The following is a 21,159-nucleotide window of genomic DNA, read 5'->3' on the forward strand; positions in this document are numbered from 1 at the left end:
GCCTCCGGCCCCTCCCGCGTCCCCTCCCCACCCCCGGCCCCACCCCCCGGCCCCCCGCCCCCCCGCCCGCCCCGCCCCCCGCCCCGCCCCCCGCGCCCGGCCCGGCGGTGACCGCCGCGGTCGCCGCAGCGCCACCGCCGCCCGACGCCCCGGCGCCGGGTCTGGACCCCGTCGTGTGGACCGCCGTCCTGGTGCTCACCGTGCTCCTCCCGGCCGCGCTCGCCGCAGCCCTCGGCCATCACGTCACCGTCTCCCGGAGCCGCCGATGAACCCCGTCCCGATGCTCAGCGCCGCCGCGGCCGTGACCCTCGCCGTCACCGCGCTGGCCGTCGCCCACCGGCTGCGTCCGGCCGTCCCCGAGGGCGAGGACCCGCCCGAGCCCCATCCCGTCCTCTACAGCATCGGCTCCGGCCTGCTGTCCGGTTTCCTCCTGATCACCGGCTTCCTGGTCGCCACCGGCTGGGCGGCCCACAGCACCGGCGTGCTGCCGCCGCGCGGCCTCTACGTCGCGGACGCGGCCGCGGGCATCGCCGTGCTCCTCTTCCCGGCGCTGGCCGGTCTCCCCTTCACCGTCCGCTACACCACCGCGGTCTGCTTCTTCGCCGCCCTGGTCGGCTACACGGCGTCGCTGGCGATCCAGCTCCGCCCGTAGCGGGCGGCGGCTCGGTCCGGTGCCCGTCTCCGGTCCGGTGCGCGGCCTCCTGCCGCCCGAAGGTGGCGCGAACGCGTCCTGCCGGGCACGGGAGGGCGGGCTAGCCTGGAAGGCGTTCGGGGCCCCGACGGCGGGACCGGGCGTCGACCGCCCGACGGGAGCCGTCAGACACGCCCCAGGAGGGGGTGAGGCGGATGGCCGATGCCACCGCGGGAGACGTCGTGCTCGGGCGGATCGGGGCGCAGGCCGCGGTACTGGCCGGGTTGGACGAGGCGGTGCGGGCGGACGAGCCGGACGCGGTGCACCGGATGCGGGTCGCCTGCCGACGGCTCCGCAGTGCGTTCCGGACGTACCGGCGGCTGCTGGCGCCGGGCACCACCGACGAGCTGGTGGCCGAGTTGCGGTGGCTGGCGGCGGCCCTGGGGCAGGCCCGGGACCGCGAGGTGCTGGGCCTGCGGTTGGCCGAACGGGCCCGCACGCTGCCGCCCGAGTGCGGGCCGGAGCGCGTCGCGGCGGAGCTGGAGCGGTGGGGGCAGGCCGAGTACCGGCGGGTCCGGCCGGAGGTCGTCGCCGCCCTGGACAGCCCGCGTCGGAAGGCCCTGGCGCGCGGGCTGGCGGAGCTGCTCGCCGATCCGCCGCTGCGCCCGCGGGCGGACCGGGCGGCCGGACCGGAGCTGGCCCGGGTGGCCGCGCGGGAGCAGCGCCGGACGGCGGAGCGGGTGCGGTCGGCGCTGGCCGGCGGCGGCCCGGACACGGCGGAGTCCCGGGCCCGGGCGTTGCACGAGGCGCGGAAGGCGGCGAAGCGGGCCCGGTACGCGGGTGAGACGGCGGTCCCGCTGGTCGGGAGGCCGGCGGAGCGGTACGTCGAGCGGATGAAGGCCGTCCAGGAGGTGCTGGGGGAGCACCAGGACGCGGTGGTGGCGGCGACCGCGCTGCGGAGCAGGGCCGGCGAGACGGGCGAGCCGTTCGCCTACGGCGTGCTGTACGGGCAGCAGCTGGCGGCGGCGGAGCGCGCGCGGCGGGCGCTGCCGGAGGTGTGGGCGCGGGCGGCGCGGCCGAAGCTGGCCCGCTTCGGCTGACGGGCGGACGGGCTCACGGGCTCACGGGTCGGTGGGCGGACGAGCGCACGGCGCCGGGAGTGCGGGTGCGGCGCGGGGTCACTCCTCGGCGGGGGCGAGCCCGGCCGTGCGGGCGGCGGTGCGGAGCAGGTCGCGGAGCATGGGCACGGTCAGCCGGCCGGTGTTCGTGTTGCGCGGGCTGACGTGGTAGCACCCGTACAGCTCCAGCGGGGCTCCGCCGTCCCGGGCCGCCAGGGTCACGTGGGCGCCGTGGCCGAAGACCGGCCGGGGGCGCGGGACGCTCCAGCCGGCGGCGGTGAGCGCGGGCAGCAGGGCCTGCCAGGCGAAGCCGCCGAGGGCGACGACGGTGCGCACGGTGGGCCGGAGCAGCTCCAGCTCGCGGGTGATCCAGGGGCGGCAGGTGTCGCGTTCGGCGGTGGTGGGCTTGTTGTCGGGCGGGGCGCAGCGGACCGGGTCGGTGATCCGGACGCCGTTCAGCCGCAGGCCGTCGCCGTGGCGGACGGACTCGGCGCGGTCGGCCAGACCGAGGCGGTGGAGGGCGGCGTACAGCAGGTCGCCGGAGGGGTCGCCGGTGAAGATGCGGCCGGTGCGGTTGGCGCCGTGCGCGGCGGGCGCGAGACCGACCAGCAGGAGCGGGGCGTCGGGCGGGCCGAAGCCGGGGATCGGACGGGCCCAGTAGTCCCAGTCGAGGTAGGCGCGGCGCTTGGTGCGGGCGGTCTCCTCGCGCCACTCGACCAGGCGGGGGCAGGCGCGGCAGCCGGTGACGACGCGGTCGAGGGCGGTGAGCCCGTCGGCGCGGGCGGCGGCCTCGGCGGGATGGCGCGGGTGGTCCGGGTCGGTGGCCGGGTCGTTGCCGGTGGCGGGGCCGGGGACGCTGCCGGGGGACTGGGGCATGGGAACGATCGTAGGCGCGTTCCGGCGGGCGTCCGGCAGGCGTAGCGTGGAGACGAGCCGCTCCGGCGGTGTGTCCCGGCCCGGCCGGGGTCGGCGACCGCCGGAGAGCGCAGGTGCGCGCGAGGAGGCCGCGATGCTGGTTCTCGATGCGGTGTTGGCGGTCGTCCTCCTGCTGGGGCTCTGGGCGGGCCTGAGCGTCCGGGTCGTGCAGCAGTACCAGCGGGGTGTGGTGTTCCGCTTCGGCCGGGTGCGCGCGGAGGTGCGGGAGCCGGGTCTGGTGGTCCTGATGCCGGTGGCGGACCGGCTGCGGAAGGTGAACGTGCAGATCGTGACCCTGCCGATCCCGGCGCAGGAGGGCATCACACGGGACAACGTCACCGTCCGGGTGGACGCGGTCGTCTACTTCCGGGTGGAGGATCCGGCGAAGGCGATCGTGAACGTGCAGGACTACAACTTCGCGATCTCCCAGGTGGCACAGACCTCGCTTCGGTCGATCATCGGCAAGAGCGAGCTGGACGATCTGCTGGCCAACCGCGAACCGATCAACCAGGGACTGGAGTTGATGATCGACAGCCCGGCGCTCGGCTGGGGGATCGAGATCGACCGGGTGGAGATCAAGGACGTCGCCCTGCCCGAGTCGATGAAGCGCTCGATGTCCCGGCAGGCGGAGGCCGAGCGGGAGCGGCGGGCGAGGATCATCACGGCGGACGGCGAGTTCCAGGCGTCGGCGCGGCTCTCGGAGGCCGCGGCGGTGATGAGCGCGACCCCGGCGGCGCTGCAACTCCGGCTGTTGCAGACGGTGGTGGAGGTGGCGGCGGAGAAGAACTCGACGCTGGTCCTGCCGTTCCCGGTGGAGCTGCTGCGGTTCCTGGACAGTGCGACCGAGACCCGGCACGCGGCCCGGGGCGGGCAGCCGGGGCGGGAACGGCCGGAGGGCGGTGCGGCTCCGACGGCGCAGGTCGACGGCGCGGAGCAGCTCGAACTGCCGCCGCTGGACGAACTCCTGGAGCGCACGCCGCTGGAACCGCCGCCGGAACCGCCGCCGGACCCGGTACCGGAGCCACTGCCGGATCCGCCGGCGATCCGGGACGGCGCGGCCGGGGAGGCGTGGCGAGGACCGGGGCGGTCCCGGTGAGGGGCCCGGTGGCGGGGGCACCGAGGCCGGACCACGATGGAGTGGTGGGAGTGCCAGGCACGTCAGGAGGCCGATCATGACCAGCGCGGGCGACATCATGCACCAGGGGGCCGAGTGCGTGCGCGAGCACGAGACGCTCGCCACGGCGGCCCGGATCATGAAGGAACGCGGCGTCGGGGCGTTGCCCATCTGCGGGGAGCGGCAGAAGCTGCTGGGCATCGTGACCGATCGGGACATCGTGCTCAAGTGCGTCGCCGAGGGGCTCGACCCGGCGGCGGTGACGGCGGGGGAGCTGGCCCAGGGGCGGCCCCTGACCGTGGAGGCGGACGAGGACGCCGAACAGGTGCTGCGGGTGATGGAGCAGTACCGGGTCCGCCGGCTGCCGGTGATCAACCACCCGGAGCACGAGCTGGTCGGCATGATCAGCGAGGCGGACATCGCGCGCAGCCTGCCGCAGGCGCGGCTGGCCGAGTTCGTGGCGGCGGTCTGCGCCGAGGAGCCGGCGCGCTCGAAGGAGGTACTGGAGACGCCGCAGGGCGCCTGAGGAGGAGCGTTTTCGGGAAATCTCCGCGACGGGCGGTCCGGAACCCCCTGCCCGGGGCGTGGTGATCGATCGGGTGGCACTCGGCGTACGGGTGCCGCCCGGTTTCACCGTCCGTACCCGTGGCCCGAGGGCCGTGCGGTACCCGTGGAGAGGACCCTCCCGCATGCAGCACTCCGGACTCGCCCGGCGCGCGTTCCTGGGCACGGCCGCCGTGGCCGGCGCCGGCCTGGTCACGGCGGCCACCACCGGTCCCGCCGCAGCCACGACCACCACAGCCACGACCGTCGCCGACGACCGGCCCGTCCCGGAGTCCGCGGCGTCCCCCTCCGCCACAGCCACAGCCACAGCCACCGACACCGTGTACCGGTGGCTCGGCACGGCCGGCTGGCGGATCGACCACGGCCGCCGCACCGTCCTCTTCGACCCGTACCTGACGCGCTTCCACACCGGTCTGTACGACGGGACGTTCAGCGAGGCGACCGCGCTGACGGTGAACACCCGGCTGGTCGACGAGCACGCCGGGCGCCCGGAGCTGGTGCTGGTCAGCCACAGCCACTGGGACCACATCAACGACGTCCCGCACATCGCCCTCACCACGGGGGCGACGGTGGTCGGCACCGAGACCACCTACCACCTGCTGCGCGCCTGGGGTGTGCCGGCCGGGCAGCTGGTGGTGGTCCGGGGCGGCGAGGTCCTGGACTTCGGCGACGGCCTGGTCGTGGAGGCGGTCTCCGCCCGGCACAGCCGCAACGGCCGCCGGCAGTACTTCGCTCCGGGCACCCTGCACTCGGCGCCGGCGCAGCCGCCCGCGACCGTCGGCGATCTGCCGGAGGGGGACACGTTGGCCTTCCAACTCTCCTTCGCCGGTGGGCCGTCGGCCTTCCTGACGGGGGCCAGTGACTTCGCCGAGCGGGAGCTGGCCGGCTTGCGGCCGGACATCGCGATGGTGGCGGTGCCGAGCAGTGCCTCGACCCACCGGTACGTGCCCCGGCTGCTGGAGGCGCTGGGACGGCCGCGCACGGTGGTGCCGGTGCACTGGGACAGGTTCGAGACCGAGCTGGTCAACCCCGTCCGGCCGGACGCGGACCTGGGCGCGTTCGTCGCCCAGGTCCGGCAGGCCTCGCCGCGCAGCCGGGTGGTGGTGCCGGACTACCTGACACCGCGCACCTTCCGGTAGCCGCGGGGCCGGGTCGTCGTGGTCAGCCCAGCGCGTACACGGCGGTGGCGTGCGCGGCCGGCTCCTCCTCGCCCTCGGCGGTCAGGGTGACGTCGAGGAACGCGATCCGGCGGCCCAGCTTGGTGATCCGGGCGTGCACCAGGACGTCCCGCCCGGTCACCGCGCGCTGGAAGCCGGTGGACTGCTGGACGGTCGTCGCCGGTCCGAAGCCGCCGCGGGCCGCCGACAGGGCGATCACGCCCGCGGTGTCGGCGGCGGCCATCAGCGCCTGGCCGGAGAGCGCGCCGCCCTCCCGGGCCAGCCGGTCGGACCAGGGCAGCCGGAGGACGGCGTGGCGCTCGCCGGTGTCGGTCACCGAGAGGCCGAGCTCCTGCACCCAGGGGGCGAAGTTGTCGGCGAGGATCCGGTCCGCCTCGGCGGTGGTGATCGTCATCCCGCCATTGTCGGCGGCGGGGGCCGCGCTGTCAGCGGTCCGCGCGCGGTGCCGGGCCGTGGTGCGGCGGCCGTCCCCGGCGCGGCGCGCCGTGGACGGCCGCTCCGGCCGGGGTCAGCCCTGTGCGCGCAGGGCCCGCTGCATCAGCTCCGCCAGGTGCACGGCCTGCCGCCCCTGGGCGAGTTGGGCGATCTGGGTGCGGCAGCTGAAGCCGTCGGCCAGTACCACCGTCTCCGGCGAGGCCGCCCGTACCTCCGGCAGCAGCACCCGTTCGGCGATCGCCACCGACACCTCGTAGTGGCCGCGCTCGAAGCCGAAGTTGCCCGCCAGCCCGCAGCAGCCGGAGTCCAGCACCCGGTTGTCGACGCCCATCCGCGCCTCGATCCGGCGGTCCGCGGCGGTGCCGAGCACCGCGTGCTGGTGGCAGTGGGTCTGGGTGACGGCCTCCACCGGCAGCTGCGGCAGAGGTGCGTCCGGGGCGAACTCGTCGACGAACTCGGCGAAGGTGCGGGTCCGTTCGGCCACCTGGCGGCCGTCGGCGCCGAGCAGGCGGGGCAGGTCCTCGCGCAGCGTCGCGGTGCAGCTCGGATCCATCCCGATCACCGGGGTGTCGGCGGGCAGGCCGGTGGCGGCGAGTGCGGCCAGGCTGCGCCGCATCACCCGCCGGGCGCCGGGGAGTTGGCCGGTGGAGTACCGGGTCAGGCCGCAGCAGACCGGGCCGGCCGGTAGCCGCGCGTCGAAGCCCAGGTGCTCCAGCACCTCGACGGCGGCGCGCAGCACGTCGGGCTGGAGGTGGTTGGAGAAGGTGTCCGGCCAGAGCAGCACCGGCCGCGAGCCCGGCGGGGCGGGGTGCTCGGCCCGGTGCCGCCGGTACCAGCGGGTGAAGGTCTCCGGGGGCAGGACGGGCAGCACCCGACGCCGGTCCACGCCGCCGAGCCGCTTCAGCGGGCCGGCGGCGGGCGAGCGCGCGACCAGGTTGGCCAGGCCGGGGGCCAGCGCGGCGGCCCGCAGCCAGAGCGGCAGCCGCCCCATCGCGTAGTGCGAGGCGGGCCGCAGCCGGTGCCGGTAGTGCTGGTACAGGAACTCGGTCCGGTAGGTCGCCATGTCGACGTGGACCGGGCAGTCGCTCGCACAGCCCTTGCAGCCCAGGCAGAGGTCCAGCGCCTCGCGCACCTCCGCCGACCGCCAGCCGTCCGGGACGGCTTCGCCGCGCAGCATCTCGGCGAGCAGCCGGGCCCGGCCGCGGGTCGAGTGCCGTTCCTCGCCGGTGGCCATGTAGCTCGGGCACATCACCCCGGTGGTCGGGTCCACGCACTTGGCGACGCCGACGCACCGGTGCACCGCCTTGGCCAGGCTGCCGCCGTCCTGCTCGAACGGGAGGGCGAGCGGCAGGGTGCGCAGCGGACCGTCGAACCGCAGGTCGGCGTCGAGCGGGCGCGGGTCGACCAGGGCGCCCGGGTTGAGCAGGTTCTCGGGGTCCCAGATCCGCTTGAACTCGCCGAACAGGGCGATGATCCCGGGCGGGTACATGCGGGGCAGCAGTTCGGCGCGGGCCTGTCCGTCGCCGTGCTCGCCGGAGAGCGAACCGCCGTACGAGACCACCAGGTCGGCCGCCTGCTCCATGAACTCCCGGAAGACCGGCAACCGCCGGGGCTCGGTGAGCGGGAAGTCGATCCGCAGGTGGACGCAGCCCTCGCCGAAGTGCCCGTACGGGATGCCGCGCAGGCCGTGCCGGCGCAGCAGCGCGCGCAGGTCGCGCAGGTAGTCGCCGAGCCGCTCCGGCGGGACGGCCGAGTCCTCCCAGCCGGGCCAGGCCTCGCTCCCCCCGCCCTGACCGCCCTGCCCGCCCTGCCCGCCGCCGGCACCGTCGGCCGCTTCGCGCGGGAGCCGGGTGACGATCCCGGCGCCGGCCTCGCGCACCCCCCAGAGCTGCTTCCGCTCGGCCGGGTCGGTGACCACGGAGACGGTCGCGGTCCGTTCGCGCCGCACCGCGTCGGCGAGCCCGCGCGCGGCGTCCAGGGCCTCGGCGGGCGTCGTGCCGCCGGCCTCCAGGAAGAGCCAGCAGGCGCCGTCCGGCAGCCGGTCGAGGGCGGGTGGGCGCGGGCCGGCGGCGAGCAGCGCGGCGACCAGGTCGGCGGCCATGCCCTCGACGGTGAGCGGGCGCAGCGGCAGCAGGGCGGGGACGGCGTCGGCGGCGGCGGTCTCGTCCGGGTACCCGGCGACCACCAGCACGCGGGCGGGCGGTTCCTCGACCAGCCGGACGGTGGCACCGAGCAGCAGGGCACAGGTGCCCTCGGTGCCGGTCAGCGCGCGGGCCAGCCGGTGGCCGCGCTCGGGCAGGAGGGCGTCCAGCGGGTAGCCGGAGGTGCGGCGCGGCAGGTCGGGCATGCCCTGGCGGATGGCGGCCAGGTTCCGTTCGGTGAACTCCTGGAGCCGGGTGTGGAGCCGGCCGACCGGGCCGGGCAGGGCACGGAGGGCGGCGCGTTCCGCCGTGCCGAGGGCGCCGCCGACGGTGAGTTCGGTGCCGTCGGCGAGCAGCAGGTCCAGCGACTCGACGTTGTCGGCCGTCCGGCCCCAGGTCACCGAGTGCGCGCCGCAGGAGTCGTTGCCGATCATGCCGCCGAGCGTGCACCGGCTGTGGGTGGAGGGGTCCGGGCCGAACCGCAGCCCGTACGGGCGGGCGGCCCGCTGGAGGTCGTCCAGCACCGTGCCCGGTTCGACCCGGGCGGTCCGGCGCTCCGGGTCCACGGCGTGGACGGCGCCGAGGTGGCGGCGGAAGTCGACGACCACGGCGCCCGGGCCGATCGCCTGCCCGCCGACGCTCGTCCCGGCCCCGCGCGGCACCACCGGCACCCCGTGGGCGCGGCAGAGCGCGAGCGCGGTGCGCACGTCGTCCAGGTCGGCGGGCTTGACCACGCCGAGCGGCAGGTGGCGGTAGTTGGAGGCGTCGTGGCTGTAGACGGTCCGTTCGGCCGCACCGAACCGGACCTCGCCGCGCAGGACGGCGGCCAGTTCGCGGGCCAGGTCGGCACCGGGGGTGGGGGACGGGCGGCTCACGGGCGGTCCTCCCGGGCGGAGGTCGGGGGGCGGGGCGGCGGTCCCGCCGATCATCGCAGCCGGGCCCGGCCGCGCGGTACCGCCCACTCCGGTGGACCGCCGCCCCGGCCGCCGACGGCGGCCGGGGCGCACGTCCGGCCCGCGCGCCCCCGGGGGACCCGGAGGGCCTGGAGCTCGTCTGACAGTTCCCGCCGGGCGCTCGACGCGGGCTGCCAGAAGAGCTCTAACGCCGGCCGGTGAGGGTGCCGCGGGCGATGTGCGACAGCTTGGCGACCTCGAAGGCCGGGTAGGCCCCGCCGGCCAGCAGCGAGAACTTGACGCCCTCCCGGCCGGCGGGCCGCCGGTGGCCGGGCGGCTGGAACCGGCGGTGGTGCTCGGCCGCCCTGTGGAAGAACTGCGGCCGCTCGGCCCGGGAGACGCAGCCGGCGAGGTCGAAGACGAACAGGTAGTGCCGGATCATCCGGGTGAACAGGGCGTCCCGGACGGCGTCCGGCCCGGGACCGCCGCTCCCCGCGGGCGCGTCAGGACCCTCCTCCAGCAGCTCGTCCAGCAGGGCGAAGGAGCGCTCGTACTGGTCGAAGAGGTCGAACCGGCTGCTGCCCGGCGAGCCGGTCGGGTGGACGGTCTCCCGGCGGCGCAGCTGCACGCAGTCCTGCGGGAGCACGGCGATCCGCGCGGCCGTCAGCATCGCCCGGTGGACCAGCGGGATCTCCTCGTACATGCCGTCGGGGAAGGCCAGGCCCCGCTCCTGCCAGTGCGCGCGGCGCAGCAGCCGGTCCCAGGCCAGGGCGGGCGCGCCCAGCAGTTCCGGGCGGTCCAGCGGGCCGAGGACGTCGGGGCCGGCCGCGGCCAGCTGCGCCTCGGCGCCGCCGGGCCAGTCCCGGCCCGCGTGCCGCCGGGTGTGTCCGAACAGCAGCAGGTCGACCGGGCCGGTCCGGTCGAGGCGGTCGGCGAGGGCCCGGAGGGCGTCCGGGGGGACGTGGTGGTCGGCGTCCAGGAAGAGCAGGTACGCGCCCCGGGCGCGGGCCGCGCCGGCGTTGCGGGCGGTCCCGACCCCGACCGCCGCGTCGAGGCGGAGCACGGAGACCTGCGGGTGCCGGGCCGCGTAGGTGTCGGCGAGGACGGTCGCGGACTCGGGGGAGCGGTCCGCGACGACGAGGACCTCGAAGTCGCGGAACGACTGGGCGAGCAGCGAGTCCAGGCAGTCCGCCAACTGTTTCTGCTGGTCGTGGGCGGGGAGCACGACGCTGATCAGGGGTGAGGGCATGGGGCCGGAGCGTAGGAGCGTCTGCGAACGGTGGCAAAGCCCTGACGGCGCATCATTCTGATCAATACCCGTCAAATCGTACGGGCGTGCGCCATATCTTCACCGGCTCCTCCGGGCGCGTCCACGTCAGGGCGCGCCCCGGGCCGGCTCCCGGGCCGACCCCAGGGCCGGGCACCGACCCGCTCGCCAGGTCGCGGAGGTACCAGTCCAGCCGGTGACCGTCCCTCCCGGTCACCGGTGCCTCCGCGGCGCGGCGGAAACCCGCCCGCCGGGCGACGGCGGCCGAGGCGCCGTTCTCCGGGTCGACCCGGATCACGCCCTGCGCGGCCCCCTCGCCCGCCGCGTAGCCGCAGACCAGGTGGACGGCGCGGGTCGCCAGCCCGCGACCGCGCCACTGCGGGTAGAGGCCGTAGGCGATGTTGACCTGGTCCGGACCGAGGTCGGGCAGGGCGAACCGCAGGTCGATCGTGCCGGCGAGGGTCGGCCCGGGCCCGGTGCGGATCCCGAAGGCGCGCGCGGGCCCTCCGGACGCCCACTGCGCGGTGCAGCGCCGTACGTACGCCTCGGTGGCGGCCCTGGTGCTCGGTGCGCCGTTGAGCCAGCGCACCAGCTGCTCGTCCTCCCCGGCCAGATGCGCGTCGATGTCCTCCACGCGGAAGGGCGTGAGGGTGACGACACCGTCCGAGAGCGTCACACGGTCCACACCGTCACTCTTCCGGGCGCCGACCGGGTGCGGCCAGCGAATTTCGGGCGAAAGGGGGCCGGAACCGGTCAGGATGCCGTGCCGGCCCGCTGCCGGCGCGGCAGCAGCGCCACCGCGACCGCGGCCGGCGCGACCACGCCCGCCCCGGTCGGCAGGTGACCCGCATGGCCTCGACGAACGCCGTCCGCGCCTGGTCGGCGACCGGACCACCGAGCCGGGAGGCGGCGGCCAGCGAGGAGCGGGCCGCGTCCGCGAGCTGCGGGGGCAGGGCGGTGACGTCCACCCGGCTCCGGTGGACGGCGCCGAGCACGCGGCCGAGCCCGCAGGCGGGACGCCTGCGGGCTCGGGGTGTGCCGGTGTTGCCGGGCCGGCTCAGTACCAGTGGTGCGACTGCCAGAAGGACCAGGCGCCGCACGGGCTGCCGTAGCGGGAGTTCATGTAGTCCAGGCCCCACTTGATCTGGGTGGCCGCGTTGGTGCGCCAGTCGGAGCCGGCCGAGGCCATCTTGGAGGCGGGCAGCGCCTGGACCAGGCCGTAGGCGCCGGAGGACGCGTTGGTGGCGGTGACGTTCCAGCTGCTCTCGCGGGCCACGATGTTGCTGAAGCACTGGAGCTGGCCGGCCGGGACGATCCGGGCGGCGATCTCGCGCGGGCTTCCGGAGGGGACGGGCTTGCTGTTCAGCGCGGCGCGTTCCTGCGAGCGGGAGGCGGCGGCCTCGGCGTCGGCCTTGGCCTTGGCGTCCGCCTGGGCCTGCGCCTGCGCCTGGGCGTCCGCCTGGGCCTGGGCCTCGGCCTGCGCCTGTGCGGCGGCGGCAGCGGCGTCGGACTCGGCCTGTGCCTGTGCCTGTGCGTCCGCTGCGGCCCGGGCCTCGGTGTCGGCCTGCGCCTGGTCGGCGACCGGCTGTCCGTCCACCGATACGGCGGCCACCGGGGCGGCGGCCTCCGCGACGGCGGTGCCGGTCTGCGGGATGGCGAGGGCGGCGGTGGCCGCACCCGCCACCACGAGGGTGGCGACACCGGTGATCAGCGAGTTGCGGCGGGCATGGCTGAGCTGCAAAGCGAACAATCCTTTTCCGTCGGGGGGCCGTCAGGGCCGTCGGTGGCCGTGGGTGTGCCGGGCGCCGTTCGGGCGGTGGCACGGGCGCCGGGCGCCGTACGGGCCGGCTCGGGTGAGCGGGGTCCGCGGTGGCGTACCGGACGGCCTGATGCCCCGGCGGAGTGCGGGGCGGGCGGGGTGCGCGGCGGGGGGACCGGTCCGCGCTGCCTGGCGACGGACCATTCTTGGCAGAGCCCGGGACGGGCGGCAATGCCGCGGGCTACTACGCCCGGTCGTGGATGTGCGGGGTGGAAACGCCGAAGCGCCCGACCGGAGGCGGGCGCTTCGTGGTGATTTGTCCGTTTTCGTGAATTCCTGGGCGGGCCTACTGGGTCGCCGACGAACGAACGGCTCCGATCCGGTCACCGCCTGCGTTCTTCCCCCCGGGGGTGGGCGGCCCCGCCCCGCCGGTCCGCCGGAAACGGCGGGTCCGGGGCCCGTCGGACGCGGTCGCCCGGGCGGTGTCCACTATCGGCGGCAGTAGACCGGCGAACCCGTGTGGGCGGCCTCACAGCCGGACCGGGCGGCGGTCGACGCAGGGTGACGCCGCGTTCACCGGTCCGGGCCGCCGCCGGGTCTCCCGGGCGGGCGGGTGCGCCCCGCCGGGCCGGACGGCACCGCCCGCCGGGCCTTCCCGTCCGGTCAGGTGCTCCGGTAGGGGTTCGGCTCGGCCGGCAGCGGCGGAGCGCTCGCGTACGGGTTGCCGGGCACGGGACCCTGCGCGTCGTACCCCGGCAGGTCGGGGACGTCGGCGGAGGCGTCCTCCTCGCCGTCCTCGTCCGCCGGCTCCTCCTGCTCCTCGACCGGCACCAGGTCACGGGCCAGGAGGGTGGCACCGGCCACCGCCCCCGGCATGGCGATCACCGTCACCAGCGGCACCAGGAACGCCAGGACCAGCGGCACGCCGAAGCCAAAGGCGAGTCCGAGCCGGGCGCGCAGCAGCCGGATCCGCTCGCGCTGCGGCACCCCGCGCCGCTGGAGGCCGACCGAGGTCAGCTCGACCGCGAGGAAGAACCCGGAGACCAGGAAGCCCAGGACGGGGACCACCGTCTGCCCGATCACCGGGATGAACCCGCAGGCGAACAGCACCACGCCGAAGCCGGCCGCCCGGACCAGCACGTAGAGGCTGTCCCGGGCCGAGATCACCAGCTCGCGCCAGAGCGGCGTGTCGGGCGCGGCCGGAGCGCCGCCCTCGGTCTCGTCGACCTTCTCGCAGAGCGCCTCGTAGAAGGGCTGGCCGACCAGCAGTGTGACTGCGGTGAAGGTGAGGACGGAGAGCATCAGGCCGCCGACGAAGACGATCGCGGCGAGCGCGGTGCGCAGCATGCCCTGCCAGGGCGAGCCCCAGTCGTCGGCGAACGGGGTGGCCCAGTCGGCGATGTCGCCGGCCCAGCCGCCGAGGAAGAACAGCGCCACGACGTAACCGACCAGGGTGATCAGCGCCGGGATCATCCCGAACGCCCACCAGCGGCCGTGTCGGCCCACCCACTTCTGGCCCTTGGCCAGGTACCCCATCCCCGCTGCAAGATCTCGCATGAGGGGAAGGGTAGGTGCTGGTACGTCAGCGGGTCATATCCGTCCCGTCACGGAACGGAACGGAGCACGGGGCCCGCCCGGGGCCGGCCCGCCGGACGGGGCGGACGGCGAGGGCGGCGAGGGCGGCGAGGGCGCGGTCCGGCCGGGCGGACCGGCGGGCGGGAACGCGACACCGGGCCCGGGAGCCTCCGCAACGGCTCCCGGGCCCGGTGGTTCGCGGGCGGCGTGCTCGGCTCAGGAGGCCGAGGTCACCGCCGCGGCCCGCCGCCGGCGGCCCACCACGGCCGACGCCGTCAGCACGATGGCCGCGGCGACCAGCGACAGGTACATCTGCTTCCGGCCGTCGGAATCGGTGAACATGTACGCCATCACGAAGCCGATCATGCCGATCGCGGTCCAGGTGAGGTACGGGTACAGCCACATCCGGACGGTCAGCCGCTCGGGCATCTCGCGCTCGATGATCCGGCGCATCCGCAGCTGGGAGAAGCAGATCACCAGCCAGACGAAGAGCGCCACCGCACCCGAGGAGTTGAGCAGGAAGGAGAAGACGGTGTCGGGGGAGGTGTAGTTGAAGAAGACGGCGACGAAGCCGAACACCACCGAGGACAGGATCGCCACCTGCGGCACGCCGCGCTTGGTCACCGAGGCGAAGGCCTTCGGCGCGTCGCCGCGCTGCCCGAGCGAGAAGGCCATCCGGGAGGCGGTGTACATGCCCGAGTTCAGGCAGGAGAGCACGGCGGTCAGCACGATCACGTCCATCACCCGACCGGCGCCCGGGATGCCGATGTGCTCCAGCACCGCCACGTACGGGCTGCCCTTGACCGAGGCGGAGTCCCACGGCAGCAGGGTCACCACGAGCAGGATCGAGCCCAGGTAGAACACGCCGATGCGCCAGATCACGCTGTTGGTGGCCTTGCTGACCGCCTTCTCCGGGTCCTCGGACTCGCCGGCGGCCAGGGTGACGATCTCGCTGCCCATGAAGGCGAAGACGACGGTGAGCATGCCGGTGAAGACCGCACCCACACCGTGTGGCAGGAAGCCTCCGTGGCCGACCAGGTTCTCGGTGCCGACGGCCCGGGTGCCGGGCAGCAGGCCGAACACCGCCAGCGTGCCGACGACCAGGAAGGCGGCGATCGCCACCACCTTGATCCCGGCGAACCAGAACTCGAACTCGCCGTAGGAGGCGACCGAGGCGAGGTTGGTCGCGGTGAGGACGGCCATGACGATCAGCGCGAACGCCCACTGGGGGACGCCGGGCATCCAGCTGTTGAGGATCTTCGCGCCGGCGGTGGCCTCGACGGCCAGCACCACGACCCAGAAGAACCAGTACAGCCAGCCGATCGAGAACCCGGCCCAGCGGCCGAGCGCCCGGTCCGCGTACGCCGAGAAGGAGCCGCTCTGCGGGTCGGCCGCGGCCATCTCGCCGAGCATCCGCATGACCAGCACGACCAGGACTCCGGCCAGCGCGTAGGAGAGCAGGATGCCGGGGCCGGTGGCGGCGATGCCCGCGCCCGAGCCGACGAAGAGGCCGGCGCCGATGACGCCGCCGATGGCGATCATCGACAGGTGGCGGTTCTTGAGTCCGGCCTTCAGGTGGCCGTCGCCACCGTGACCGGGCTGCTGCTGCGGGGTGGTGCCGTTCGCGGAGGCGTCGACCGGGGGCGATCCGGTCGAGGTGGTGGTTTCCGCACTCATCTGAGGGTGCCCTGTGCCTTTCCAGCGCGGCCTGACCCTCGACTCGTACGCCGGAGGGTGGGGGACGGATCCGCGCATTGCGGTGCAACCTAACTTCTACCTCCGAGTATCGGAACAAGGCCCCGGAAAATGTTCGCTCAGCGGACGTGAAACAGCAGGTCAGAGGGGGTGAAGAGGGGGCGGTGAAAGCTCAAATCTGACACAGTGCCAGGTCGCCGGGGGTGGGGCGGGACTGCCGGCGGCCCGCCTGCGGGGTCCGTCGGGCGGCCGTTCATACTGGCCGCGTGATGATCGTCCTCGTGGTGTTCGGCATCCTCCTCCTGCTGGCCGTCCTGGCCCTCGCGCACTGGTACCTCTGGCGCCGCCTGGTGCGCGACGTCTCCGTGCCGGGCGGGCGGTGGCGCCGGGCCGGCACGGTGCTCGCCGTCGTCCTGCCGCTGCTCGCCCTGGGGGCGGTGATCGGCGGGCGGGCGCTCCCGATGGCCGTGGAGCGGTGGCTGGCCTGGCCCGGGTACCTCTGGCTGGCGGTGCTGCTGTACCTGCTGCTGGCGCTCGGTGTCGGCGAGGCCGTGCGTCCGCTGCTGCTGCGCCTGCCGGCGCGCCGGGCGGAGGCCGGGCGGGTGGCCGAACCGGCACCGGTTGCCGACCCGGCTGATCCGGCGGACCCGGCGGACCGGACGGTTCCGGAAGCGCCCCGGGAGGTTCAGGAGGCCCGGGAGGTCCCGGAGGTTCCGGGGAGCGGGGCCGGCGCGCCGTCGACGTCCTTCGCCCCCTCGCCCGAGCGGCGACTCTTCGTGGCCCGGGCGGTCGCGCTCGGCGCCTCCGGCGCGGCGGCGGCCGTGGTCGGCACCGGCGCCTACGGGGTCCTGCGCGGACCCGGGCTCAAGCACGTGACCGTGCCACTGGCCAAGCTGCCCGCCCGGGCGGACGGCTACCGGATCGCGGTGGTCAGCGACATCCACCTCGGGCCCATCCTCGGCCGCGCCCACACCCAGCGGATCGTGGACACCATCAACGGGGCGCAGCCCGACCTTATCGCGATCGTGGGCGACCTGGTGGACGGCAGCGTCGCCGAACTCGGCCGGGACGCCGAGCCCTTGGCGCAGCTGCGGGCCCGCGACGGCGCGTACTTCGTCACCGGCAACCACGAGTACTTCTCCGGCGCGGCCCCCTGGGTGGACTTCGTCCGCGAGCTGGGTGTCCACCCGCTGCAGAACGCCCGGGTGGAGCTGGGCGGCTTCGACCTGGCGGGGGTCAACGACATCGCCGGCGAGAAGGAGGGCGACGGTCCGGACTTCGGCAAGGCGCTCGGCGACCGCGACCGGGCCCGTACCTCCGTCCTGCTGTCGCACCAGCCGGTCACCATCCACGACGCGGTCCGGCACGGCGTCGACCTCCAGCTCTCCGGGCACACCCACGGCGGGCAGCTCTGGCCGGGCAACTTCCTGGCCGAGCTCGCCAACCCCACGGTCGCCGGGCTGGAGCGGTACGGCGACACCCAGCTCTACGTCACCCGTGGCGCCGGTGCCTGGGGCCCGCCGGTCCGGGTGGGCGCGCCGTCCGACATCACCGTCGTCACCCTCGCCTCGCTCCGGGCCTGAGCGCGGGCCCGGAGCGGCGCGGTCCGATCCACGCGGTCCGGGTCGCGCCGGTCAGACCCGCTCGCTCTCGCCCTCGGTGTCGATGTGGGGGAGGATCCGGTCGAGGAAGCGGGGCGTCCACCACGCGGCCGGGCCGAGCAGCGTCATGACCGCCGGTACCAGCAGCAGCCGGACGATCGTGGCGTCGATCAGGACGCTCACCGCCAGGCCCAGGCCCATCATCTTGATCACGATGTTGTCGCTGACGATGAACGCGGCGAACACGCTGACCATGATCAGCGCCGCACAGCTGATCACCCGCGCCGTGATCTCCAGCGCGTGCGCCACGCCCGCCCGGCTGTCGCCGGTCCGCAGCCAGGCCTCGTGCACCCGGGAGAGCAGGAAGATCTCGTAGTCCATGCTCAGGCCGAAGACGATCGCGAACATCATCATCGGCACGTAGCTCTCGATCGGCACGGTGCCCGAGACGCCGAGCGCCGGACCGCCCCACCCCCACTGGAAGACGGCCACCAGGACCCCGTACGACGCCGCGATCGAGATCAGGTTGAGCACGGCGGCCTTCACCGCGACCAGCAGCCCGCGGAACACGATCAGGATGATCAGGAACGCGAGCCCCACCACCACCGCGATGATCCACGGCAGCCGGCTCGACACGATGTCCAGGAAGTCCACCTGCGCGGCGGTCGTCCCGGTCACGTACGTCTCGGCGCCGGTGCCGGCCACGGACTGCGGGAGCACCGTGTCGGCGAGCCGGTTGACCAGCTCGGTGGTGCTCTGCTCCTGGGGCGCCTCCGCCGGGATCACGGTGGACACCAGGATCACGCCGTCCGGGCTGGGCTGGAGCGGGCCGACGCTGGCCGCGCCCGGCAGTCCGGTCAGCGCCTGCTGCACGGCGCTCTGCACCCCGGACCGGTTCCCGGCCGGCACCGCGCTCTGGTCCACCACCAGCGTGAGCGGCCCGTTGGAGCCCGGGCCGAAGGCCTCCGACATCAGGTCGAAGGCCCGCCGGTCGGTGAACGAGGTCGGGTCGGCGCCGTCGTCGATGTGCCCCAACTGGATGGAGAACAACGGGATCGCCAGGATCGCGATCACGATCACGCCCCCGGTCAGGAACCACCACGGCCGCCGCTCCACCCGCCGGGCGTAGCGGTGCCAGCTCCCGGTGATCTCCTCGCCCGGCGCGGCCCCGGTCTCGGCGACCGGTCGCCGCACGTGGTAGCGGTCCATCCGCCGCCCGATCAGCCCCATCAGGGCGGGCAGCAGGGTCAGCGCGCCGAGCACCGCCGAGACCACGGTCACCGCAGCCGCGACACCCAGCTTGGCGATGAAGGAGACCCCGGAGACCGAGAGCCCGGTCAGGGCGATGACGACCGTGCAGCCGGAGACCAGGACGGCCCGCCCGCTGGTGGCGACCGCCTGCCCGGCCGAGGCCACCGGATCGTGGCCGTCCATCAGGTTCTGCCGGTGCCGGGTGAGCAGGAACAACGCGTAGTCGATGCCGACGCCCAGCCCGATCATCGTGGCCAGCGTCGGTGCGACCGTCGCGAACGTGGAGAGAGCCGCCAGCAGCCCGAGCACACCCAGGCCGACCACCGCGCCGATCAGCGCCGTGACCAGCGGGAGACCGGCCGCGATGACGCTGCCGAAGCCGATCAGCAGCACCACGATGGCGACCGCGAAGCCGATCGCCTCGCTGGTCCGGTCGTCCGGGGCGGGGCGGGCCAGCTCGCCGAGCGGGCCGCCGTACTCCACCTGCACCCCGGCGGCCCGCAGCGGCGCGACGGCGGTGTCCACCTCGTCGAGGTAACTCTCGCCGAGCGTCGTCGGGTTGGCGTCGAACCGGACGGTGATGTACCCCGTGAGGCCGTCCGTCGACAGCGGTCCGCCCGGCGGCGCGGCCTGTCCGGCCGGGGGCAGCGGGCTCTGCACGGACAGTACGTGCGGCAGCTGCTGGAGCGCGGTGAGCGACTGGGAGAGCGGCGACTCGAAGCCGGCCAGCGGCTGGGCGTCGTGCAGGACGATCTGGGCGGCGGTGCCGGCGGCCGCGGGCTCGTGCGCCTGGAGCACGTTCTTCCCCTGCGCGGCCTGGGTGCCAGGCAGCGAGAAGTCGTCGGAGTAGGTGCCGCCCACGGTCCGGTTGGCGATCTGGACGCACGCGAGGACCGCCAGCCAGAGGACGATCACGAGCACGGAGTGCCGGGCGCACCACTCGCCGGTCCGGCGGAGCAGGCCGCGGCGGGACCGGGAGGGTGGGCTGGGGGTGGCGGCCCGGCTGGGCGGCGTCATGGGCTCTCCCGGGGGTGGGTCCGCCGCGAGGTGGCCGCCGAAGAGCGGCAGCGGGGCGGGCCGGATGCGACAAACCCTAGGTCGCGCGGGTGCGCCGGGCCCGGGGAAGGGCGGCCCGCTGCTCCCTTCGGGCGGTCCGGGTGCCGGTCGGGGTGTCGGTCGGGGCCGGTCCGGGTGCCGGTCCGGGCCGGTCGGGGTCAGTCGGCCCGCAGGGCCAGCACGGTGACGAGCCGGGCGTCGGCGGGGTTCCCGGTGAGGCGCGCGGCCAGCACCGCCGGGATGTCGCTCTCCTGCGAGTACCCGGGCACGACGGTGACCTCCGTCTCCCGTACGCCGTCCGTGCCGGCGACCGCGTAGGTCACCCGGTACCTGGTCGCGTCGGGCGGCGGGACCGCTCCGGTCCTCCGCATCGGGCACCACCTCCGTCCCGCCGTCATTGTCCGCCCGGACGCGGGTGGAGGGGATGCCGGGCGCGGAGCCGCCCCGGGCGCACGGCCCGCCGGCCCGCGTGCCCGGGCCGCGTGCCCGGGCCGCGGCGCGATCCTGTGGCCGATCGGGACGAACCCGGGCAGAGTGGAGATTCCGGGCGCGATGCCCCGGCAGCGGGAACCACCGGGACGGCTCCGGGAAGGAGCGACCCCATGCAGACCACCTGGAAGGGGACGATCAGCTTCGGCCTGGTCTCCATCCCCGTCCACCTGTACTCCGCCACCCAGGAGCACGACGTCCCCCTGCACCAGGTGCACGCGAAGGACGGCGGCCGGGTCCGGATGAAGCGGTACTGCGAGCAGGAGGCGAAGGAGGTCCCGTACGCGGAGATCGCCAAGGGCTACGAGTCCCCGGACGGCCGGACCGTCACCCTCACGGACGAGGACCTCGCGGACCTGCCGCTGCCCAGCAAGAAGATCATCGACGTGCTGGCCTTCGTGGACGCGGCCGAGATCGACCCGCTGATGTTCTCCAAGGCGTACTACGTCGGTGTCGCCGACAAGGCCGCCGCCAAGCCGTACGCGCTGCTCCGGGACGCGCTGGTCGAGTCCGGACAGATCGCCGTCACCAAGATCGCGCTGCGGACCAGGGAGTCCCCGGCCGTGCTGCGCGTGCACGACGGCACGCTGGTCCTCCAGACCTGCATCTGGCCCGACGAGGTCCGCCCGGCCGCCGGCATCGCGCCGGAGGAGGAGGTTACCGTCCGGCCGCAGGAACTGAAGATGGCGCGTTCGCTGATGGAGACCCTCTCCGAGGACTTCGACCTCGGCCAGCTCCACGACGACTACCAGAAGGCGCTCCAGCAGGTCATCGAGGCCCGGCTGCAGGGGGTCGAGGTGCCGCACGAGGAGGAGCCGGGGGAGGCGCCGGACAACGTGATCGACCTGATGGAGGCGCTGCGCAGCAGCCTCCGGCAGGCCAAGGGGGCGCACCCCGGCCGGGCGGGCGGACGGCCGGCGGAGGCCGACGTCAGCACCGAGGGGGCCGTCAGCACCGATGAGACCTTCGAGGAGAAGCCGGCCCCGCGCAAGCGCGCCGCGGGTACGAAGAAGGCGACTCCCGCCAAGCCCACCGCCGCGGCAGCGCGGAAGGGCACCGCCTCGGCCACGAAGAAGGCCGCCGCCAAGAAGACCACGACCCGAAAGTCCACCACCCCACGGAAGGCCTCGTGACCTCCCGCCACCCCGGAGGTGATCCCCGATGGACCTGCTCACCTACAAGGCTCTCGACACCGGCCCGGAAGCTCCGGCCCACCCGAGCCTGGCCCACCGCGCCTGGCACGGCCTGCTCGGCCTCAGCCCGACGGCCGTGGTCCTCCTGGTCGGCCTCTCGCTCGGCCTCGGCGCCGTCGGCGCCCAGGTCACGTCGCTGCCCTGGCTGATCGTCTTCAGCGTCATCTGGGGGGTGACCGTGATCGCCCTGGTCGGCGTGGTGGCCCGCTGGCGGACGCCCGGCCGGGGCCGGCACCGGATGGCCACCTGACGTCCGCCGGGGCGGTCCCCCGCCCGTGATCGCG

The 21,159-nt window shown here is 75.1% G+C and carries 19 protein-coding genes; 9 read left to right on the forward strand and 10 right to left on the reverse strand.

All coding sequences use genetic code 11. The annotated features are described in order from the left end of the window. The 3 genes from ACFWIC_RS25740 to ACFWIC_RS25750 all read left to right on the forward strand — a co-directional run. Nucleotides 1–269, forward strand: a 269-nt coding sequence (locus tag ACFWIC_RS25740; RefSeq protein WP_380520112.1) for a hypothetical protein, incomplete at its 5' end; no start/stop codon positions are given. Continuing rightward, nucleotides 266–652, forward strand: coding sequence for a hypothetical protein (locus ACFWIC_RS25745; RefSeq protein ID WP_329952597.1), 387 nt, complete (start codon nt 266–268; stop codon nt 650–652). The genes ACFWIC_RS25740 and ACFWIC_RS25745, both read left to right, overlap by 4 nt. Before the next feature lie 194 nt (nt 653–846). Beyond that, nucleotides 847–1,731 (forward strand): CHAD domain-containing protein, encoded by an 885-nt coding sequence (locus ACFWIC_RS25750; protein WP_380520113.1) that lies wholly within the window; start codon nt 847–849, stop codon nt 1,729–1,731. 78 nt (nt 1,732–1,809) lie between these two features. On the opposite strand, the gene ACFWIC_RS25755 is transcribed toward ACFWIC_RS25750, so the two are convergent. Next, nucleotides 1,810–2,625 (reverse strand): uracil-DNA glycosylase, encoded by an 816-nt coding sequence (locus ACFWIC_RS25755; RefSeq protein WP_329952599.1) that lies wholly within the window; start codon nt 2,623–2,625, stop codon nt 1,810–1,812. Nucleotides 2,626–2,758: 133 nt separating this feature from the next. Between ACFWIC_RS25755 and ACFWIC_RS25760 the strand changes: the two genes are divergently transcribed. From ACFWIC_RS25760 to ACFWIC_RS25770, 3 genes are all read left to right on the forward strand, one after another. Next, entirely contained in the window at nt 2,759–3,760 is a 1,002-nt protein-coding gene (locus ACFWIC_RS25760) for a slipin family protein (protein WP_380520114.1), read from the forward strand. A gap of 76 nt (nt 3,761–3,836) precedes the next feature. Next, the gene (locus ACFWIC_RS25765; RefSeq protein ID WP_355405472.1) at nt 3,837–4,304 is read left to right on the forward strand and encodes a CBS domain-containing protein; all 468 of its coding nucleotides are present in this window, start codon (nt 3,837–3,839) and stop codon (nt 4,302–4,304) included. Between the two features lie 163 nt (nt 4,305–4,467). After that, nucleotides 4,468–5,481, forward strand: coding sequence for an MBL fold metallo-hydrolase (locus ACFWIC_RS25770; protein WP_380520115.1), 1,014 nt, complete (start codon nt 4,468–4,470; stop codon nt 5,479–5,481). 22 nt (nt 5,482–5,503) lie between these two features. Here the strand turns inward: ACFWIC_RS25770 and ACFWIC_RS25775 are convergent, their stop codons facing one another. From ACFWIC_RS25775 to ACFWIC_RS25805, 7 genes are all read right to left on the reverse strand, one after another. Further along, nucleotides 5,504–5,914 (reverse strand): PaaI family thioesterase, encoded by a 411-nt coding sequence (locus tag ACFWIC_RS25775; protein WP_355405474.1) that lies wholly within the window; start codon nt 5,912–5,914, stop codon nt 5,504–5,506. 114 nt (nt 5,915–6,028) lie between these two features. Further along, the gene (locus ACFWIC_RS25780; protein WP_380520116.1) at nt 6,029–9,025 is read right to left on the reverse strand and encodes an FAD-binding and (Fe-S)-binding domain-containing protein; all 2,997 of its coding nucleotides are present in this window, start codon (nt 9,023–9,025) and stop codon (nt 6,029–6,031) included. A 169-nt stretch (nt 9,026–9,194) separates the two neighbouring features. Beyond that, nucleotides 9,195–10,238 (reverse strand): glycosyltransferase family 2 protein, encoded by a 1,044-nt coding sequence (locus ACFWIC_RS25785; protein WP_380355794.1) that lies wholly within the window; start codon nt 10,236–10,238, stop codon nt 9,195–9,197. A gap of 61 nt (nt 10,239–10,299) precedes the next feature. After that, entirely contained in the window at nt 10,300–10,941 is a 642-nt protein-coding gene (locus ACFWIC_RS25790) for a GNAT family N-acetyltransferase (RefSeq protein WP_380520117.1), read from the reverse strand. Nucleotides 10,942–11,313: 372 nt separating this feature from the next. Then, a complete protein-coding gene (locus ACFWIC_RS25795) occupies nt 11,314–11,997 on the reverse strand; it encodes a lytic transglycosylase domain-containing protein (RefSeq protein WP_380520118.1) in 684 nt (227 codons plus the stop codon). 681 nt (nt 11,998–12,678) lie between these two features. After that, nucleotides 12,679–13,572, reverse strand: coding sequence for an EI24 domain-containing protein (locus tag ACFWIC_RS25800; RefSeq protein WP_329884281.1), 894 nt, complete (start codon nt 13,570–13,572; stop codon nt 12,679–12,681). A gap of 234 nt (nt 13,573–13,806) precedes the next feature. Next, nucleotides 13,807–15,267: an amino acid permease gene (locus ACFWIC_RS25805; RefSeq protein WP_380520119.1), complete on the reverse strand. Its 1,461-nt coding sequence runs from the start codon at nt 15,265–15,267 to the stop codon at nt 13,807–13,809. A 287-nt stretch (nt 15,268–15,554) separates the two neighbouring features. On the opposite strand from ACFWIC_RS25805, the gene ACFWIC_RS25810 reads away from it, so the two are divergent. Beyond that, the gene (locus ACFWIC_RS25810; RefSeq protein WP_329952664.1) at nt 15,555–16,868 is read left to right on the forward strand and encodes a metallophosphoesterase; all 1,314 of its coding nucleotides are present in this window, start codon (nt 15,555–15,557) and stop codon (nt 16,866–16,868) included. 51 nt (nt 16,869–16,919) lie between these two features. Here ACFWIC_RS25810 and ACFWIC_RS25815 read toward each other — a convergent pair whose 3' ends face one another. Together ACFWIC_RS25815 and ACFWIC_RS25820 are read right to left on the reverse strand one after the other, a co-directional pair. Then, nucleotides 16,920–19,154, reverse strand: coding sequence for an MMPL family transporter (locus ACFWIC_RS25815; protein WP_380355782.1), 2,235 nt, complete (start codon nt 19,152–19,154; stop codon nt 16,920–16,922). Nucleotides 19,155–19,351: 197 nt separating this feature from the next. Further along, nucleotides 19,352–19,564: a hypothetical protein gene (locus tag ACFWIC_RS25820; RefSeq protein ID WP_380355779.1), complete on the reverse strand. Its 213-nt coding sequence runs from the start codon at nt 19,562–19,564 to the stop codon at nt 19,352–19,354. A gap of 231 nt (nt 19,565–19,795) precedes the next feature. Here ACFWIC_RS25820 and ACFWIC_RS25825 point away from each other — a divergent pair, with 231 nt between their 5' ends. Together ACFWIC_RS25825 and ACFWIC_RS25830 are read left to right on the forward strand one after the other, a co-directional pair. Continuing rightward, nucleotides 19,796–20,815, forward strand: coding sequence for a Ku protein (locus ACFWIC_RS25825; RefSeq protein WP_380520120.1), 1,020 nt, complete (start codon nt 19,796–19,798; stop codon nt 20,813–20,815). 28 nt (nt 20,816–20,843) lie between these two features. Next, on the forward strand, nt 20,844–21,125 hold the full coding sequence (locus ACFWIC_RS25830; RefSeq protein WP_329884291.1) for a hypothetical protein: 282 nt from the start codon (nt 20,844–20,846) through the stop codon (nt 21,123–21,125). Nucleotides 21,126–21,159 lie beyond the last annotated feature (34 nt).

The organism is Kitasatospora sp. NPDC127035 (genome assembly GCF_042726075.1).
Taxonomy (GTDB): Bacteria; Actinomycetota; Actinomycetes; order Streptomycetales; family Streptomycetaceae; genus Kitasatospora.

Bases quoted from the DNA above. Each gene is read 5' to 3' on its own strand.
- ACFWIC_RS25775 (WP_355405474.1), bottom strand. From the start codon at position 5,914: ATGACGATCACCACCGCCGAGGCGGACCGGATCCTCGCCGACAACTTC.
- ACFWIC_RS25780 (WP_380520116.1), bottom strand. From the start codon at position 9,025: ATGATCGGCGGGACCGCCGCCCCGCCCCCCGACCTCCGCCCGGGAGGA.
- ACFWIC_RS25830 (WP_329884291.1), top strand. From the start codon at position 20,844: ATGGACCTGCTCACCTACAAGGCTCTCGACACCGGCCCGGAAGCTCCG.
- ACFWIC_RS25770 (WP_380520115.1), top strand. From the start codon at position 4,468: ATGCAGCACTCCGGACTCGCCCGGCGCGCGTTCCTGGGCACGGCCGCC.
- ACFWIC_RS25810 (WP_329952664.1), top strand. From the start codon at position 15,555: ATGATCGTCCTCGTGGTGTTCGGCATCCTCCTCCTGCTGGCCGTCCTG.
- ACFWIC_RS25755 (WP_329952599.1), bottom strand. From the start codon at position 2,625: ATGCCCCAGTCCCCCGGCAGCGTCCCCGGCCCCGCCACCGGCAACGAC.
- ACFWIC_RS25820 (WP_380355779.1), bottom strand. From the start codon at position 19,564: ATGCGGAGGACCGGAGCGGTCCCGCCGCCCGACGCGACCAGGTACCGG.
- ACFWIC_RS25805 (WP_380520119.1), bottom strand. From the start codon at position 15,267: ATGAGTGCGGAAACCACCACCTCGACCGGATCGCCCCCGGTCGACGCC.
- ACFWIC_RS25825 (WP_380520120.1), top strand. From the start codon at position 19,796: ATGCAGACCACCTGGAAGGGGACGATCAGCTTCGGCCTGGTCTCCATC.
- ACFWIC_RS25765 (WP_355405472.1), top strand. From the start codon at position 3,837: ATGACCAGCGCGGGCGACATCATGCACCAGGGGGCCGAGTGCGTGCGC.
- ACFWIC_RS25760 (WP_380520114.1), top strand. From the start codon at position 2,759: ATGCTGGTTCTCGATGCGGTGTTGGCGGTCGTCCTCCTGCTGGGGCTC.
- ACFWIC_RS25800 (WP_329884281.1), bottom strand. From the start codon at position 13,572: ATGCGAGATCTTGCAGCGGGGATGGGGTACCTGGCCAAGGGCCAGAAG.
- ACFWIC_RS25815 (WP_380355782.1), bottom strand. From the start codon at position 19,154: ATGACGCCGCCCAGCCGGGCCGCCACCCCCAGCCCACCCTCCCGGTCC.
- ACFWIC_RS25785 (WP_380355794.1), bottom strand. From the start codon at position 10,238: ATGCCCTCACCCCTGATCAGCGTCGTGCTCCCCGCCCACGACCAGCAG.
- ACFWIC_RS25750 (WP_380520113.1), top strand. From the start codon at position 847: ATGGCCGATGCCACCGCGGGAGACGTCGTGCTCGGGCGGATCGGGGCG.
- ACFWIC_RS25745 (WP_329952597.1), top strand. From the start codon at position 266: ATGAACCCCGTCCCGATGCTCAGCGCCGCCGCGGCCGTGACCCTCGCC.